Annotated in this window: 18 protein-coding genes; 13 read left to right on the plus strand and 5 right to left on the minus strand. The window is 60.1% G+C overall.

Going from position 1 to position 14,038, the window contains the following annotated elements; genetic code table 11:
- The first annotated feature begins 411 nt into the window (after positions 1-411).
- Positions 412-825 carry a SpoIIAA family protein gene (locus L861_RS07110; RefSeq protein ID WP_016416376.1) on the plus strand — a complete coding sequence of 138 codons (414 nt, stop codon included), beginning with the start codon at positions 412-414 and terminating at the stop codon, positions 823-825.
- A gap of 3 nt (positions 826-828) precedes the next feature.
- Here the strand turns inward: L861_RS07110 and L861_RS07115 are convergent, their stop codons facing one another.
- Positions 829-1,254 carry a DUF3617 domain-containing protein gene (locus L861_RS07115; RefSeq protein ID WP_016416377.1) on the minus strand — a complete coding sequence of 142 codons (426 nt, stop codon included), beginning with the start codon at positions 1,252-1,254 and terminating at the stop codon, positions 829-831.
- Positions 1,255-1,383: 129 nt separating this feature from the next.
- On the opposite strand from L861_RS07115, the gene pncB reads away from it, so the two are divergent.
- Positions 1,384-2,586, plus strand: a complete 1,203-nt coding sequence (gene pncB, locus L861_RS07120) for a nicotinate phosphoribosyltransferase (protein ID WP_016416378.1) — start codon at positions 1,384-1,386, stop codon at positions 2,584-2,586.
- 261 nt (positions 2,587-2,847) lie between these two features.
- On the opposite strand, the gene L861_RS07125 is transcribed toward pncB, so the two are convergent.
- The 4 genes from L861_RS07125 to L861_RS07140 all read right to left on the minus strand — a co-directional run bounded on the left by L861_RS07125 (position 2,848) and on the right by L861_RS07140 (position 7,670).
- Positions 2,848-3,129 (minus strand): addiction module antidote protein, encoded by a 282-nt coding sequence (locus L861_RS07125; RefSeq protein WP_016416379.1) that lies wholly within the window; start codon positions 3,127-3,129, stop codon positions 2,848-2,850.
- Between the two features lie 8 nt (positions 3,130-3,137).
- Positions 3,138-3,278: a type II toxin-antitoxin system RelE/ParE family toxin gene (locus L861_RS25290; RefSeq protein WP_016416380.1), complete on the minus strand. Its 141-nt coding sequence runs from the start codon at positions 3,276-3,278 to the stop codon at positions 3,138-3,140.
- A gap of 1,513 nt (positions 3,279-4,791) precedes the next feature.
- Positions 4,792-5,859, minus strand: a complete 1,068-nt coding sequence (locus tag L861_RS07135) for a phage portal protein (RefSeq protein ID WP_016416382.1) — start codon at positions 5,857-5,859, stop codon at positions 4,792-4,794.
- Positions 5,856-7,670: a terminase large subunit domain-containing protein gene (locus L861_RS07140; RefSeq protein ID WP_016416383.1), complete on the minus strand. Its 1,815-nt coding sequence runs from the start codon at positions 7,668-7,670 to the stop codon at positions 5,856-5,858. The genes L861_RS07135 and L861_RS07140 overlap by 4 nt, the downstream gene beginning before the upstream one ends.
- Positions 7,671-7,785: 115 nt before the next feature.
- Here L861_RS07140 and L861_RS07145 point away from each other — a divergent pair, with 115 nt between their 5' ends.
- From L861_RS07145 to L861_RS07200, 11 genes are all read left to right on the plus strand, one after another.
- Positions 7,786-8,604, plus strand: a complete 819-nt coding sequence (locus L861_RS07145) for a GPO family capsid scaffolding protein (RefSeq protein WP_016416384.1) — start codon at positions 7,786-7,788, stop codon at positions 8,602-8,604.
- A 15-nt stretch (positions 8,605-8,619) separates the two neighbouring features.
- Complete coding sequence (locus tag L861_RS07150) at positions 8,620-9,636, plus strand: phage major capsid protein, P2 family (RefSeq protein WP_016416385.1); 1,017 nt, start codon at positions 8,620-8,622, stop codon at positions 9,634-9,636.
- Between the two features lie 12 nt (positions 9,637-9,648).
- Positions 9,649-10,347: a phage terminase small subunit gene (gene gpM / locus L861_RS07155; RefSeq protein ID WP_016416386.1), complete on the plus strand. Its 699-nt coding sequence runs from the start codon at positions 9,649-9,651 to the stop codon at positions 10,345-10,347.
- A gap of 113 nt (positions 10,348-10,460) precedes the next feature.
- The gene (locus L861_RS07160; protein ID WP_016416387.1) at positions 10,461-10,928 is read left to right on the plus strand and encodes a head completion/stabilization protein; all 468 of its coding nucleotides are present in this window, start codon (positions 10,461-10,463) and stop codon (positions 10,926-10,928) included.
- On the plus strand, positions 10,928-11,140 hold the full coding sequence (locus L861_RS07165) for a tail protein X (protein WP_016416388.1): 213 nt from the start codon (positions 10,928-10,930) through the stop codon (positions 11,138-11,140). The genes L861_RS07160 and L861_RS07165 overlap by 1 nt, the downstream gene beginning before the upstream one ends.
- A 41-nt stretch (positions 11,141-11,181) precedes the next feature.
- Positions 11,182-11,529: a putative holin gene (locus L861_RS07170; RefSeq protein ID WP_016416389.1), complete on the plus strand. Its 348-nt coding sequence runs from the start codon at positions 11,182-11,184 to the stop codon at positions 11,527-11,529.
- Positions 11,526-11,801, plus strand: coding sequence for a phage holin family protein (locus tag L861_RS07175; RefSeq protein ID WP_016416390.1), 276 nt, complete (start codon positions 11,526-11,528; stop codon positions 11,799-11,801). Before L861_RS07170 ends, L861_RS07175 begins: the two co-directional genes overlap by 4 nt.
- Entirely contained in the window at positions 11,801-12,616 is an 816-nt protein-coding gene (locus L861_RS07180; protein WP_016416391.1) for an N-acetylmuramidase domain-containing protein, read from the plus strand. The genes L861_RS07175 and L861_RS07180 overlap by 1 nt, the downstream gene beginning before the upstream one ends.
- Positions 12,613-12,981, plus strand: coding sequence for a hypothetical protein (locus tag L861_RS23575; RefSeq protein ID WP_016416392.1), 369 nt, complete (start codon positions 12,613-12,615; stop codon positions 12,979-12,981). The genes L861_RS07180 and L861_RS23575 overlap by 4 nt, the downstream gene beginning before the upstream one ends.
- Positions 12,982-13,080: 99 nt before the next feature.
- Positions 13,081-13,569 (plus strand): phage tail protein, encoded by a 489-nt coding sequence (locus L861_RS07195; protein ID WP_016416393.1) that lies wholly within the window; start codon positions 13,081-13,083, stop codon positions 13,567-13,569.
- A complete protein-coding gene (locus L861_RS07200) occupies positions 13,562-14,026 on the plus strand; it encodes a phage virion morphogenesis protein (protein WP_016416394.1) in 465 nt (154 codons plus the stop codon). The genes L861_RS07195 and L861_RS07200 overlap by 8 nt, the downstream gene beginning before the upstream one ends.
- The last annotated feature ends 12 nt before the right edge of the window (positions 14,027-14,038 follow it).

Here is a 14,038-nt window from a genome sequence, read left to right on the forward strand (position 1 = left end):
GATCGTGCAGCAAGCTGCACTCCCACAAAACCAGGGGGGCATCTCAGATCTCCCACAAAAACCGGGGGCATCTCAGATCTGGTGGGAGATTCTATGTTGCCTCGCAAATGCCGGCCTCACGGCCGGATCGCGCAGAAATCTGCGCTCCCACCACCCCACGCTATGCCTCGTGAGAGCGCAGCTTGCTGCGCGATAGAACACTAGCTCAGCGCACCGATCCTCGCACGCCATACCTCGTGGGAGCGCAGCTTTGCTGCGCGATTGGCGCCGACAGGCGCCCTGTAGCTCCACCCTGCTATGCTCAAGTACAGGTATGTGCAAGGAAACGCTGAATGAACCATCGAACGAGGCACCACTGCACTGAGTCCACATAAGCAGTCATTCAGCGTTTTCCAAGGAGAATACGTTCTTATGATCGAACTGCTTCCGCCCGGTGCTGCCCATGTGGTAGCCATACGGGCCAGTGGACGGGTCGATGTCGATGATCTGCAACAAGCCATCGACGCCATCGAAGAAGTCAAGAAGACCCAACCGCGAGTGAGCCTTTATGCCGAGATCGACGAGATGCGTTGGATGACCGCCACCGCGGTCTTGCGCGATTTAGGCTATGGATTGACCCAACTCGGCGATCTGCAACACTTCTACCGTGCGGCGGCGGTGACTGACCGGCGCTGGGTCCGGCCCATCGCACAACTCGAGAGCCGCCTGTTCAAGCCGCTGGAAGTGCGTGTCTTCGCCACCCACGACAAAGAGGCTGCCAAGGAGTGGGTCAAGCATCTCCCCGAAGGCACGGAGGCGGAATACAGTAAAGCGGCTCCCGGTTGAGGTTCAGCAATCCCCCATACGACGACCATCGATCATGGTGTTCATGGTCATGTCACCCATCGGGGTCGTCGTTTCCACCTGCATGGTGCCCTTGGCCCGATCGACCATATATTGCATATCGCCGACGATGATGGCTTCACCACCCTCACCCATACAAACCATCCGATAGTTCATCGCATCACTACTGGCATTCTGCTCGAGCACCTTGCACCCCTCTTCTTCCTGAATGAGGCCTTCATTCGCCTCATTAAGGACTTCCTGGGTCAAGCATTCACGATTAGTCTGAGTTTCCTCGGGAATCGGGACGTCCCCTTCCACCGTGGTTTTGGTGACGAACTCCCATTCACCGGGTGTGAGATTGGGTGCCTGGGCCCACACTGACAGCGGCAGGGCCACGGCAGCGGCATAAAGCAAGCTGCGAAATATCATTGTGATGTCCCCCACGGATAGATGCGTGATAGGCCGCTCCCTTGGCATTTCTAGAGAGTAGCGTAACGCCACGAGGATGGATAACCTCCTGAAGACAACATCGATAATAGCCAACACATGGAAGCAACGATGAAGGCAACCTACCGCACCGCAGGGCCAATTATCACCTCACTGCTGGATACCGACTGGTACAAGGTCACCATGATGCAGGGGGTTCACCACAAGTACCCCAACGCCAGCGTGACGTGGGAATTTCGCTCGCGAAATGCCGAGGATCTGGAGCCGTATATCGGTGAGATACGCAGGCAGATCGATCAGTTGGCAACGCTCCAACTGACCAAGGAAGAGTCGGCCTTTCTCAGCACCTTCTCTTACATGTCGCCCGACTTCATTCGTTTTCTGGAGTTGTTCCGCTTCCGCCCGGAATATGTCGATGTCTACATGGAGGGGAACGAGCTATGCATCGTCATCGATGGCCCTTGGTCGCACAGCATCCTGTTTGAGATCGTGATCCTGGCGATCATCAGCGAAGTGCGCAATCGTGCCCTGTATCCCAATGTCAGTATCGACCAAGCCATCGAGCAGCTACGCCACAAGCTCGATACCTTGCGCGATGCCTATCCCGCTGAACAATTAGCCAGCTTCAACCTGGCGGATTTCGGTACACGGCGGCGTCTATCACAGCCGGTGCAGGAGGCTATCGTCGAGGTCCTCGCAAAAGAGTTCCCCGGGAATTTCGTCGGCACCAGCAACGTCGACATCGCCCGTCGTCATGGTATCCACCCGATGGGAACCATGGCGCACGAGTGGGTGATGGCACATCAGCAATTGGGCAGTCGACTGGTCGATAGCCAACGTGCCGCACTGGAAGCCTGGGTGCAGGAGTACCGCGGAGACCTGGGAATTGCGTTGACCGACACCATCACACTCGATGCCTTCCTGCGCGACTTCGATCTGTACTTCGCCAAGCTATTCGATGGGCTGCGCCACGACAGCGGCGACCCGATCGTATTCGCCGAAAAATGCATTCGCCATTACGAGACACTGGGGATCGATCCCATGACCAAGACACTGATCTTCAGCGATGCCCTGACCTTCGACAAGGCGATGAAGATCAAGACCGCATTGGAAGGCCGCATCAGGACCAGCTTCGGCATCGGCACGAGCCTCACCTGCGACATACCCGGCGTTCAGCCGATGAATATCGTCATCAAGATGGTGTCATGCAACGGCCAGCCAGTCGCCAAGATCTCCGACGAACCGGGCAAGACGATCTCTCGCGACACGGACTACGTCAGATACCTGAAGAGCGTCTTCGGCGTGGAGCATTGATGGGCTGGGCCACAGGCAGTAGAGGAAATTCCAGACGTAATTCGATTCCTTCGGGGCCGGACACATGGCGTCGATGTCTTCCTGATTGTGAGCCGGATCCGATACGTACATAATGAAGCCGGCATGGCCCGAGCCCAGTTGATCAGAAATGCACTGATCGATCACCTAAACGGCTCCGATCGCTTAGCACACCCATACAAGATCGCCCCACCGCATTGCGATGGGGCGATCTCTCACAGGAACAATGGGTGAATCGTCGCTTCAGGATGCTTCAGCGTGCAACTTGAAACCAAGGGCGTTCATCACTTTCATGATTGTTGCGAAGCTGGGATTGCCATCGGCAGACAGTGCTTTGTACAACCCCTCGCGAGTCAGTCCCGTATCGCGGGCGAGTTGTGCCATACCGCGAGCTCGAGCGATGTCGCCCAGGGCAGCCGCCACCAAAGCCGGGTCGTTCTCCTCGAGACAGGCCTCGAGATACAGAGCCATATCCTCTTCGGTATTCAGATGATCAACGGCATCCCATTTACGTAGTGTGCTCATGGAACCTCCTACACGTCGCGAGCCAATTGCTTCGCGACTTCGATGTCCTTGGCCTGACTAGACTTATCGCCACCGGCCAAGAGAATCACCAGCTCAAAACCTCGCTGCACGAAATACACACGATATCCCGGTCCATAGTGAATTCGCATCGGATACGCCTTCACCAACCGGTTCGCAATCGCCAAAATTGCCTAACTCCACGCGGCGTATCCTGGCCAGGATCTTCGCTCTGGCCCGCCGATCTCGCAGTTTGGCGAACCAGACAGCATAGGTTTCTGTCTCGCTGATGATCTTCATGACAACGAGTGTGAACTATAGTTCACATAAAAACAAGCACTCAGTCTGGATGCAAATCCCTCCAACCACGCCTAGAGGCGCTTCGTCTGCATGACGATAAGGATCTAGATCCCTACACGAGATCGAAACGTTCCTCGATCTATAAGCATTCCCAGAAATATTCCCAAAACCGTTCCCAAGGACCAGAAACTAGAAAGGGGAATCAAGCTAAGCGCTTGATTCCCCTTCAAAATCCTATGGCGGAGAGGGAGGGATTCGAACCCCAGCACAACCTTGCCACCAACGGTAAACTACTGATTCCAAAAGACTAGGTGAGCAGTATTCCCTAATTCTCAGTCCCAGGCCAGTCCCTGGATATGAAGGACGCATGCGTGACGTGCGTGTACGCAGGCGTGTAGGCGCCCTTTCGCTAAAATTCGTGGGGGGTCCGGAAAAAGGTAATAAAGGTAATGAGGTACACGAAGCACAGAATATACCTTTGATATTTCTCAGAAAAATGGAAAGGCAAAAAGGTTAGAAAAAGGTAATAACGAGGTAATTTCATTACCCCTCAAAAAGGTGTGATGAGAGAAAATAAATATCCTTTATAAACAGATAGTTATGGAAACCTAACCTTTTTCATTACCTTTTCTAACCCTTCAGGGGTTAGAAATTCATCCCTACGAAACAACGTGTTACGGCAGATTTTCACCGACCTAACCTTTATTACCTTTTTCCGTACACCCCCCATCTCCTGAGATCGTCCCCTCCACGTTTGCTGCTCTTCGTGGCGTTGAGTTCGCATGATTCCGCATGGAAAAAAGCGGCTACCAGACCGTGGTGAAGCCCAGAGCCTGCGTGGTTTCCAGCCAGACGCATGGCTGCACAAAAACTGACAGGTTTAGCGCGCAGGCGGGGCGGGGTGTCGACGGCGCGCCAGGAGGCGAGACGAAGGTCTCGAATAAGGCCGTGGCAACATATTGAAACAAGCAATACTCTTGAATGGAGGGAAGGCGTAAGCCTCAGCGTACATAGGGGGACGGAGGGAACAATGAGGGTAGCTCTATATCTACTAGTAGTTGTTGCGCTTACAGCCTGTGCTACGGCCAAGGAAACCTACACACCAAGTGGACAAAAGGGCTATAGCATCAACTGCTCTGGAAGTGCTCTCACTTGGGGGGAATGCGCGCAAAAGGCTGGTGAGCTGTGTGGCGCTAAAGGCTATACCATCCTTGAGAGAACTGGTGACCAGGGAACTATGGTCTCAGCTACTCAATACGGTATGTTCGGTAATACCGTTACAAATCGCTCCATGCTCATTCAATGCAAACCGTGAGTAAAAAGCCGCCCAGGTGGGCGGCGAAGTGGCTGCTTGCCGGTATGCGGTCAGGTCACGGTGCCGATCGGTGACGGCTTGGCGGCATCGAGCGAGTACGGCCGAAACCGGATCACCTCTTCACCCAGGTAATCGTTGATCTCGCTGAAGACGGCCTGGACTGGCTCGAGCTCGTTGGTGACGAAGACGCGGGCGGCCTTCTCCACGTCACCGAAGCCGCCGGTGTTGTTGGGGATGATACCCATCAGCTGCGGCGGGATGCGGTGGCCGGCCAGTTGATCGTCGCGGGTGATGTTCTTGATCGAGGCGAACTCATCCTTGGCGGCTACTTCCGAGATCGGGATGATCTGGATGCCGTCCTTCTTCCCATTGGGGCTGTAGAGGAACAGGTTGCGGAAGTTGCCGACGCCCTTCGATTCCTTCAGCGCCGTGCGCATGGCGTCGATGTCTTCCTGGTTTTGGGCTGGATCCGACACGTACATGATGAAGCCGGCATGGCTGCCATTGAGGTAGTACTTGCGCCGGAACAATGTGGCGTTCTCGTTGAGATAGATCGACTGCAGCGCGCCCAGGTAGTCCGGCACGCCGTAGACCTCCTGGTTGATGTCCGGCTCGAGCAGGTGAATCAGGCTGCCCTGCGGGAATTCGGTCCGCTCTGCCCAGTTCGGTACCCAGAAATAACGCTCGAGATCCGCACCGCGGCGCACGTACTTGGCCCGTGCCGGGCGCAGCTCGAGCAGCTTGCCCAGTCGCCCAAGGATCTGCTCGAGGTAGCAGTTGCCGAAGACCAGGTAGTCGGTGGCCAGGGCGCTGAAGGCCTGGCGGCTTAGCAGACGATGTGGCACGAACGACCGCACCAGGATGTTACGTTTCACCTGGATCGCGCTGCCGTGATGCGCCGTGGCCCGGTAGGTCTGCGACAACGCCGGGAAGTCGACCGGCGGCTCATACCATTCCGTGCCCAACATCCAGCAGCCGGTATAGAAGAAGTCGTAGCCGTCGGTGACCGGTACCGGATCGCCGAAACTGAACGCCTCGACCTTCGCCGGAGGCGATGCGTTGTCGTCGACACGATAGGCAGGCACGCGGACGCGTGGCTTTTCTGCGAGCTCGCTCATTCATACATCTCCATCATTGATCGGCCGGTCCCGTGATCGGCCGGTCCGTCGAGTGGTTCGTTTTGCAGGGCGTGCATGGTCGCCCACGCCAGATCTGCATGGCCGGTCTGGTTGTTGCGACCCGCGGTGTAGGTGATCTGGCGGCCGGAGGCGGTCAGCTCGCGCCGAATCGCCATGAACGACTGGGCGAGGTCCGTCCAGCCGGCATCGTATTCCAACCGTCCTTTGTTGATGATCTGCTGGGCCTGCATGACCAGCCGTGCCTTCACTTCGGGTGTGTAGCGATAGCGGGTCACAGTGGGGAAAAACTTGGCGACCAGCTGGGCGACGGCCTCGCCCAGGCCCGAGGTGTCGATGCCGATGAAGGTGACGTTGTAGCGGCGGGTCACGTCGCGTATGAATTCGGACTGGGCCTCGTAGTCGCGCCCCTTGAGGCGATGACGCTCAAGCACCCGATGCTTGCCGGTCATCGACCGCGGCGGCGCCACTACGACCAACCCCGCTCCGTCGCCATCTTCGCCATCGCCGGCCGGGTCGTAGCCGATCCACACTGGATGCTCGCCATAGGGTCGCGGCGCGAATGGCTTGATGTCCCGCCACACGTCCCAGCTATCGACCATGCACTTCTGCATCATGGCCAGCGGGAAGGCGCTCTGGGTGTCGTCGACGAACTCGCACATCAGCAGGTTTTTGAACGCATCGGGGCTGTACTTGCGCCGAAGCTTGTCGATGTCGAGCAGGATGTCGCCACCGCGCGCTACTGCGTCTTCGACGGTCACGATCTGGCGCCAATGATCATCTTCACAGCGTCGACCGCCCGCCAGGGCGCTGTGGGACACGTCGAGCTTGATATGGTCGGCCTTGGGGCGCCCCTCGTTGAAGTGATCCCCCGTCCAGAACGGATAGGCTTCATGGGTGACCGATGACGGCGTGGAGAAATAGGTCTCCCGCCATTGCTTTTGCATCGCCATCCCGGACGTCACCATCTGGAACTGGGCGAAGCCATGGATCCAGAAGTACTCATCCAGATAGGTGTCGCCGTGATAGCCCTGGGCCGTCTTGGCGTTGGTACCCAGGAAGTGCAGCTCGGCACCGTTGGGAAGGATGATGGGATCGCCCCTGAGCTCCACCCCTGTGGTCTCGAACACGAAACGCACGATGTAGTTCTTGAAGATATGGGCTTGAGCCTTCGAAGCGCTCATGAATATCTTGTTCCGGCCTGTCTCCAGGGCATCAGCGATCGCTTCCCGAGCGAAGTACCAGGTCGCGCCAATCTGCCGGCTCTTGAGAATATTGCGGATCGTTTCCGTTTCCTTCGCCCGGTACCAGTCTCGCTGATAGTCGAGCAATGACGCCTCGAAGGCCTCGACGATCTGGATCACTCCCTCGTCGCCTACATCGTTCTGCTTGGGCTTTCGCTTAGGGCCGGCGTTGCGCCGATCAATGTTGGGATTGAGATCGCTCTCGCGGCCTGATTCCTGATACTTGTGCACCCGGGCCAGCCGCTCGATCTGTCGGCCCAGCAGATCGATTTCCTTGAAGTCCCTGCCTTCCTTTTGCTCCTTCCAGATCAGCTGGACCATACGCGCTTCGAGCGCACCCTCCACACGCTGGCTCGGAGTGGCGTCATCCCAGGCGTCGCGCTTCTTCCAGCTATCGATCGTCGCACGCGGAACATCCAGATATTCAGCAATGTGCGCGATCCGCCACCCCATCCAGTAGAGGTGCCGGGCGGAAAGTCGGGAGTTATCGGTTTCGATGTCGGTCGTTGGCGTCATGCCGCCCAGCGTACCCGCGCGCGCGATGCCCATATTGCCGGGCCCGGTGTAAGAGGTCCGATCTACACCGGGAACGCGTTGAGCCAAGCCGCATGTACGCGGAACCTGACGGCAACCTCTCCGCCCCTAAACCAGCCGAGGACCACTCATGCCCTGGCACCGCATTGCAACCGAAGGCGCTACCACTGATGGCCGCACCATCAGCGCCGAATGGCTCACCCAGATGGCCAAGAACTTCGACCCGGCCAAGTACGGCTGCCGGATCAACCTGGAGCACATCAAGGGCCTGCTGCCGGATGGCCCGTTCAAGGCCTATGGCGACGTCACAGCGCTGAAGACCGAGAAAGGCGACGACGGCAAGCTGGCACTGTTCGCCGAGATCGACCCGACCGACGAGCTCAAGGCTTTGGTCGAGAAGCGCCAGAAGGTTTACACGTCGATGGAAGTCGATCTGGATTTTGCCGACAGCGGCGAAGCCTACCTGGTCGGCCTGGCCGTGACCGATACCCCCGCCTCGTTGGGCACCTCGATGCTCCAGTTCAGTGCACAAGCCGGCAAGGATTCCCCGCTCGCCGGTCGCAAGCAGCGTCCGGACAACCTGTTCTCCGCCGCCGTCGAAACGGCATTCGATTTCAGCGAGTCCACCCCAGAAGACAAAGGCCCCTCGTTGGCCGATCGCGTCAAGGCGCTGTTCAAGAAGCACGACGCCAAGACCGACGCGGGCTTCGCCGCGTTCCGTACCGAGCTCGAGCAGACCCTGGAGCTGTTCGTCGAGAAGCACAACGCGCTGAAGAATGATCTCGCCGGTCGCGCCACGGCCCAGGCCTTCGGCGAACTCAAGGAGGCGCACGAGGCACTTCAGGCCCGCTTCGACGAGCTGTTCAACAAGCTCGACAACGAGCCCTCCACCCACCATCACCGCTCGAAGGCCACCGGCTCCGACGGCGCCATCGTCACCGACTGCTAAGGAAACGACCCACTCATGCGCAACGATACCCGCATCCTGTTCAATCAGTTCGCTACGCAGGTGGCGAAGCTCAACGGCGTGCCCGATGCCACTCAGAAGTTCGCCGTCGATCCCAGCATCCAGCAGCGACTGGAAAAGCGCATTCAGGAGTCCAGCGACTTCCTGAACCGCATCAACATGATCGGCGTCGATGAGCTCAAGGGAGAGAAGCTCGGCCTCGGCGTCTCCGGCCCGATCGCCGGACGTACCGACGTCAGCACCAAGGATCGTGAAACCCGCGACCTGTCGACCCTCGATCCCAACGGCTATGAGTGCCGGCTGACCGAGTTCGATACCCACCTCGGCTACAACAAGATCGACGCCTGGGCCAAGTTCCCGAATTTTCAAGCACTGCTCCGCGACGCAATCGTCCGTCAGCAGGCGCTCGACCGCATGACCATCGGTTTCAACGGCACCAGTGCCGCGGCGCAGACCGATCGCGTCGCCAACCCGATGCTCGAGGACGTCAACATCGGCTGGCTGCAGCACTACCGCACCCAAGCCCCGGCCCGCGTGATGACCGGCGGAGCCACGGCCGGCACGGTCAAAGTCGGCAAGGGCGGCGACTACGCCAACCTCGACGCACTGGTCTATGACGCCGTTCACAGCCTGCTCGAACCCTGGTATCAGCGTGTGCCCGGCCTGGTCGTGCTGGTCGGTCGCGATCTCCTGTCCGACAAGTACTTCCCGCTGCTCAACACTGAACAGCCGCCGACCGAGCAGATGGCCGCCGATGTCGTCATCAGCCAGAAGCGCATCGGTGGACTACAGGGCATGGACGTTCCGTTCTTCCCCGACAACGCCATCATGGTCACCACGCTGGATAACCTCTCGATCTACTGGCAGAACGGCGCGCGCCGTCGCTATGTCACCGAGAACCCCAAGCGTAACCGCATCGAGAACTACGAATCCTCGAATGACGCCTATGTTGTTGAGGACTTCGGTGCCGGCTGCTTGATCGAAAACATCGATCTGGGCGACTTCAGCGTCTGATAAGGAGCCATCATGACCAGTCCCGCCCGCCGCCACTTTCAACGCGTCACCGCAGCGCTCGCTGCGGCTGACGCTGGCGACCAGCCCATGCAGGGCGCCGCCTATGAGCTGATGCAGGCCGCCCTGTTCGAGGATTACCGCCGCCTCAAGTCGACCCAGTCGATGGAGCGCAAGGCCGAGATCAAGCGCGAGATCCTGCCTAACTACGCCGACTATGTCGCCGGCGTGCTGGAATTTGGCCAAGGGGCCCAGGATGACGTGTTGATGCGCGTCATGTTGTGGCGCATCGATGCCGGCGACATTGCCGGTGCGGTGGCCATCGCCCGCTACGCCATCAAGCACGATCTCAATCCACCCGACCAGTTCGAGCGCGGTACCGCCGCGATCATCGCCGAAGAAGTGGCCGATCAGGCCCTCAAGCTGCTCGATGCCGAGGGCGCCGATGTGCTTGCCCTAGTCACGCACCTGATCGATGTCGAGGTCCTGACACGTCAGGCCGACATGCATGACCAGGTGCGCGCCAAGCTCTTCAAGTCCCTGGGCTATGCCCTGCGCGCCGCCGGCCAGTTGAGCGAAGCCCTGGCCACCCTGGAACGTGCCCTGGAGCTCAACGACAAGGTCGGCGTGAAAAAGGACATCGAGCGCCTCGAGCGCGAGATCCGCCAGGCCGAAGCCCAACACCAGCAACAAGACGCCGCCGATCAGGCCTGACGGGCCCGATCGGCTCAACCGAGTCGACCGCCGACGTCAGGGGGCGCGGTGTGTATCGAGGAGCGGTTTCCCGCGATGCCATGCCGCCCACCCCCTTTTAACGAGGAACCCTGATGAGCAGCTTCGTCTCCACCGGTACCACCAGCACCACTGCCGAACCCGTCACCAACAACGGTTTCTGGCCCGACATCCAGCCAGACGATTTCCGTGAGTCACATCGCCTGGACGGCACTATTACCCCGGCTCGTGTCGAAGGCGCCCTGCTTGCCGCGATCGCCACCGTCAATCGCACCCTACGCGACTGGCAGGCCAAGCAGGTCGAGGCCGGCCACGCGACCATCGATGCGGTACCCACGCCGGTCTGGCAAGCGCCTGGCGTCTACCAGGGACTCTACCAGCGAGCCATCTATTCCATGGCCCACGCCAGCTTGCTCGAGCGCTACGCCGATTACGACACCACCAACAGCGGCCACGAACGGGCCGAGCGTGTCTCGGATCCGGCCGATGCGTATCGGCGTGACGCCATCTGGGCGATCGCCGAGATCGAAGGCCGCCCACACAGCACAGTCGAGCTGATCTGATGCCGCGCACCGTCTACGCCCATCAGCGCGACACCCTCGATGCCATCTGTCACCGCGTGTTCGGCCAGACAGCGGGCATCACCGAGCAGGTGCTCGAGCTCAACCCAGGAATCGCCGAGCTCGGCCCGGTGCTGCCGCAGGGCACGCCGGTCCGGCTTCCCGACATCACACAACAACCGCAGCGCACGAAAACCGTCCAGCTGTGGGACTGAAGACCGCGCTCCACGCCGCGCGAACATATGCAGAGGAACCCATGGCCGAACCCAGCACCCTTACCGCCACCGCAACCGCCACCGGCACAGCCACGCTGATCAGCATGCTGCCCGGCATCGATGCCAACGCCGTGATCGGCGCGTTCTGCGGAGCCAGCCTGTTCGTCATCAGCGCTCGCGATCTCGCCCTCTTCGAGCGCCTGGCCTACCTGGTCATCAGCCTGCTGATCGGCTACCTGGGCGGCCCCGCCCTGCTCAGCGACTGGATCGCGCATAGTGCCGTGTCCGCCTTCATCGCATCCGCCACGGCGGTCACCGCGGGACTGCGGGCCATCGAGGGCGTCAAGACACTTGATCTCAAGTCCCTGCTCGGAGGCCGCCCGAAATGACCATACCCTCGCTGATCATCCTGCTTTCCGCCCTGGTGATCTGCTTGCGTTTGCTCACGTTCCGGCGCGGGCCCTCTCGCCATCGCTTGGGATACTCGATCGCCGCCTGGCTGCTCATCGCCGGTACCGGTACCTCGACAGTCCGCATCCTTACCGGCGCCGAGGTCTGTTCGGGAGGATGGGGCGTGGCTGTCGTCATGGCCGTATTCGCCTTCCTGGTAATGCGAGCCCGGGGCAATGTCGCCCACATCATTCAGCTGCGGAGGGTCTGATGCTGCTACGTAACGGTGATACCGGGTACCGCGTCGAAGCTCTGCAGCGCAATCTGATGCGCGTGGGGCAAGATATCGAAGTCGACGGATGGTTTGGCGACGAGACCGAGCGCGCCATACGTGCTGTCCAGCTCACCCATGGGCTGGTGATCGATGGCATCGCCGGCCCCAAGACGCTCGAAGCCCTGCAGCGGGGTAAGCCAAACCCATTGGCGTTGCGCCAGATCGACCTGGTGCTTGCCGCCGAATTTCTCAAGGTCGATCTCGCTGCCGTCATGGCCGTCAACGAAGTCGAGTCACGCGGCCGTGGTTTCCATGTCGGCGGCCCCCGCCATGGCGAGCCGGTAATTCTGTTCGAACGTCACATCATGCGCCGCCAGTTGATCCATCACGAGATCAACCCGGTACCGCATCAGCAGCAGCACCCCGACCTGGTCAACGACAAGCCCGGTGGCTACATCGGTGGCCCACGCGAGCACAGCCGTTTGCTACGTGCCATGCATATCCACCAGACGGCCGCGATCGAATCTTCCAGCTGGGGGCTGTTCCAGATCATGGGCTTCCATTGGCAGCACCTGGATTACCCCAGTGCCGTCGCGTTTGCCGAAGCCATGAAACAGGACGAAGCCGCCCAGCTCGATGCCTTCGTGCGTTTCATCGAAGCCGATCCCGCCTTACATCGAGCGCTGCGTCGCCTTGATTGGCGCGACTTCGCCAGTCGCTACAACGGACCGGCCTTCGAAAAGAACGACTACGACACCAAACTCGCCGCCGCCTACCGTCGCCACGCCGGCACCCTGGAGCTCGCTGCATGAACCTGCGCCTAGCGGCCTACGCCATCACAGCCGCAGCCCTGGTGGGAGGCGGCTGGTTCGCCCGGGGCTGGCTGGAAGATGCTGAGCGCCTCACCGCCCTGCAGGCCGCCAACGCGGCGATTGATGCCGCCATGGCCCGCGAGTCGCGCATTGCCCAGGGAGTCGAGCAACGACTGGCCAAGCTTCAAGCCAGCGAGCGAGTCATCGACAGAGGAATCATTCGTGAGATCGAAAAGCCTGTTTATCGCCGTGTGTGTCTTGAGCATGACGCTATCCGCCTGCTCAACGCCGCCGCCCAAGGACGCGCGCCCGATCCAGCAGAGCCTGCTGACACGCTGCCCCGAGACGCTGCCGCCACTGAGTGACGGCACCGGTGGCGATGTCGCTCTCACTATGTCCGCCTGGGCCAGCCAGTATCACGGCTGTGCAACTCGGCATAACGGACTCGTCGAGAGCCTGAGCCAATGAAGAAACTGCACTTGCTACGCACGCACCTGATCAACGCGGTACCGGGACTCGCCCGGGATCCCGATCGCCTGCTCACCTTCGTCGAGGAAGGTAGCATCGAGTTTCACCGCGGCCCCAACCTGTCGCACGAATATCAGTTCGCTGCCCAGCTGGTACTGACCGACTTCAGCGAGGATCTCGACACGGTCATGCTGCCGCTGCTGCAGTGGATCGCCGATTACCAGCCCGACGTCGATCCGGGAGAGGCCATCAGCTTCGAAGCCGAGATCCACAACAACAAGTCCGTGGATCTCGCCCTGCGCCTGCGGCTCACCGAGCGCGTCATTGCCCGCGTCGACTGCGAGACGGGCAGCATTCAGGTCGAGCACGCCCTACCGCACTTTGCCAGCAATGAATGCATGGCCACGCACTGGCAGCTCTCCACCCGGGGCCCCGGTGAACAGGACTGGACGCTGACCAGCGAATGGGATGCTCCCGATGGCTGACGATTTGCAAGCCCTGGAAGACTGGGCCGCTCCGCTGCTTGCCAAGCTCGAGGCCAAGGAGCGCCGCCAACTGGCTCGCTCGATCGCGAGGGAACTGAGGCGCAGCCAACGCGAGCGAATCAAAGCCCAACGCAACCCCGATGGCACTCCCTATACCCCTCGCAAGCCACAACGGTGGAGAGCGAAGCAGGGCAGCATCAAGCGCCGGGCCATGTTCAGCAAGCTGGCCACCACCAAGTGGCTCAAGGCCACGACTCAAGGCGATACGGCGGAGCTCGGCTTCTTCGGCAGCGTGGCCCGCATCGTCCGCGCCCACCAGTACGGCATGCGCGACCGGGTCGATCGCAACGGCCCGACCATCGATTACCCCCAACGCGAGCTACTCGGCTTCACCGCCGAGGATCGCACCATTATTCGTGACACGCTGATCGATCATCTAACCCGCTTGGATCGCTGATCGCTCCCAAAC

It is taken from the genome of Litchfieldella anticariensis FP35 = DSM 16096 (assembly GCF_000409775.1).
GTDB classification, from domain to species: Bacteria; Pseudomonadota; Gammaproteobacteria; order Pseudomonadales; family Halomonadaceae; genus Litchfieldella; species Litchfieldella anticariensis.

What these genes read in the sequence shown, in the direction of transcription:
- L861_RS07140 (WP_016416383.1), bottom strand. Translation starts at nt 7,670, where the DNA reads ATGGGCATCGCGCGCGCGGGTACGCTGGGCGGCATGACGCCAACGACC.
- L861_RS07160 (WP_016416387.1), top strand. Translation starts at nt 10,461, where the DNA reads ATGAGCAGCTTCGTCTCCACCGGTACCACCAGCACCACTGCCGAACCC.
- L861_RS07110 (WP_016416376.1), top strand. Translation starts at nt 412, where the DNA reads ATGATCGAACTGCTTCCGCCCGGTGCTGCCCATGTGGTAGCCATACGG.
- L861_RS07150 (WP_016416385.1), top strand. Translation starts at nt 8,620, where the DNA reads ATGCGCAACGATACCCGCATCCTGTTCAATCAGTTCGCTACGCAGGTG.
- L861_RS25290 (WP_016416380.1), bottom strand. Translation starts at nt 3,278, where the DNA reads ATGCGAATTCACTATGGACCGGGATATCGTGTGTATTTCGTGCAGCGA.
- L861_RS07145 (WP_016416384.1), top strand. Translation starts at nt 7,786, where the DNA reads ATGCCCTGGCACCGCATTGCAACCGAAGGCGCTACCACTGATGGCCGC.
- L861_RS07125 (WP_016416379.1), bottom strand. Translation starts at nt 3,129, where the DNA reads ATGAGCACACTACGTAAATGGGATGCCGTTGATCATCTGAATACCGAA.
- pncB (WP_016416378.1), top strand. Translation starts at nt 1,384, where the DNA reads ATGAAGGCAACCTACCGCACCGCAGGGCCAATTATCACCTCACTGCTG.
- L861_RS07180 (WP_016416391.1), top strand. Translation starts at nt 11,801, where the DNA reads ATGCTGCTACGTAACGGTGATACCGGGTACCGCGTCGAAGCTCTGCAG.
- L861_RS23575 (WP_016416392.1), top strand. Translation starts at nt 12,613, where the DNA reads ATGAACCTGCGCCTAGCGGCCTACGCCATCACAGCCGCAGCCCTGGTG.
- L861_RS07165 (WP_016416388.1), top strand. Translation starts at nt 10,928, where the DNA reads ATGCCGCGCACCGTCTACGCCCATCAGCGCGACACCCTCGATGCCATC.
- gpM (WP_016416386.1), top strand. Translation starts at nt 9,649, where the DNA reads ATGACCAGTCCCGCCCGCCGCCACTTTCAACGCGTCACCGCAGCGCTC.
- L861_RS07115 (WP_016416377.1), bottom strand. Translation starts at nt 1,254, where the DNA reads ATGATATTTCGCAGCTTGCTTTATGCCGCTGCCGTGGCCCTGCCGCTG.
- L861_RS07135 (WP_016416382.1), bottom strand. Translation starts at nt 5,859, where the DNA reads ATGAGCGAGCTCGCAGAAAAGCCACGCGTCCGCGTGCCTGCCTATCGT.
- L861_RS07200 (WP_016416394.1), top strand. Translation starts at nt 13,562, where the DNA reads ATGGCTGACGATTTGCAAGCCCTGGAAGACTGGGCCGCTCCGCTGCTT.
- L861_RS07175 (WP_016416390.1), top strand. Translation starts at nt 11,526, where the DNA reads ATGACCATACCCTCGCTGATCATCCTGCTTTCCGCCCTGGTGATCTGC.
- L861_RS07195 (WP_016416393.1), top strand. Translation starts at nt 13,081, where the DNA reads ATGAAGAAACTGCACTTGCTACGCACGCACCTGATCAACGCGGTACCG.
- L861_RS07170 (WP_016416389.1), top strand. Translation starts at nt 11,182, where the DNA reads ATGGCCGAACCCAGCACCCTTACCGCCACCGCAACCGCCACCGGCACA.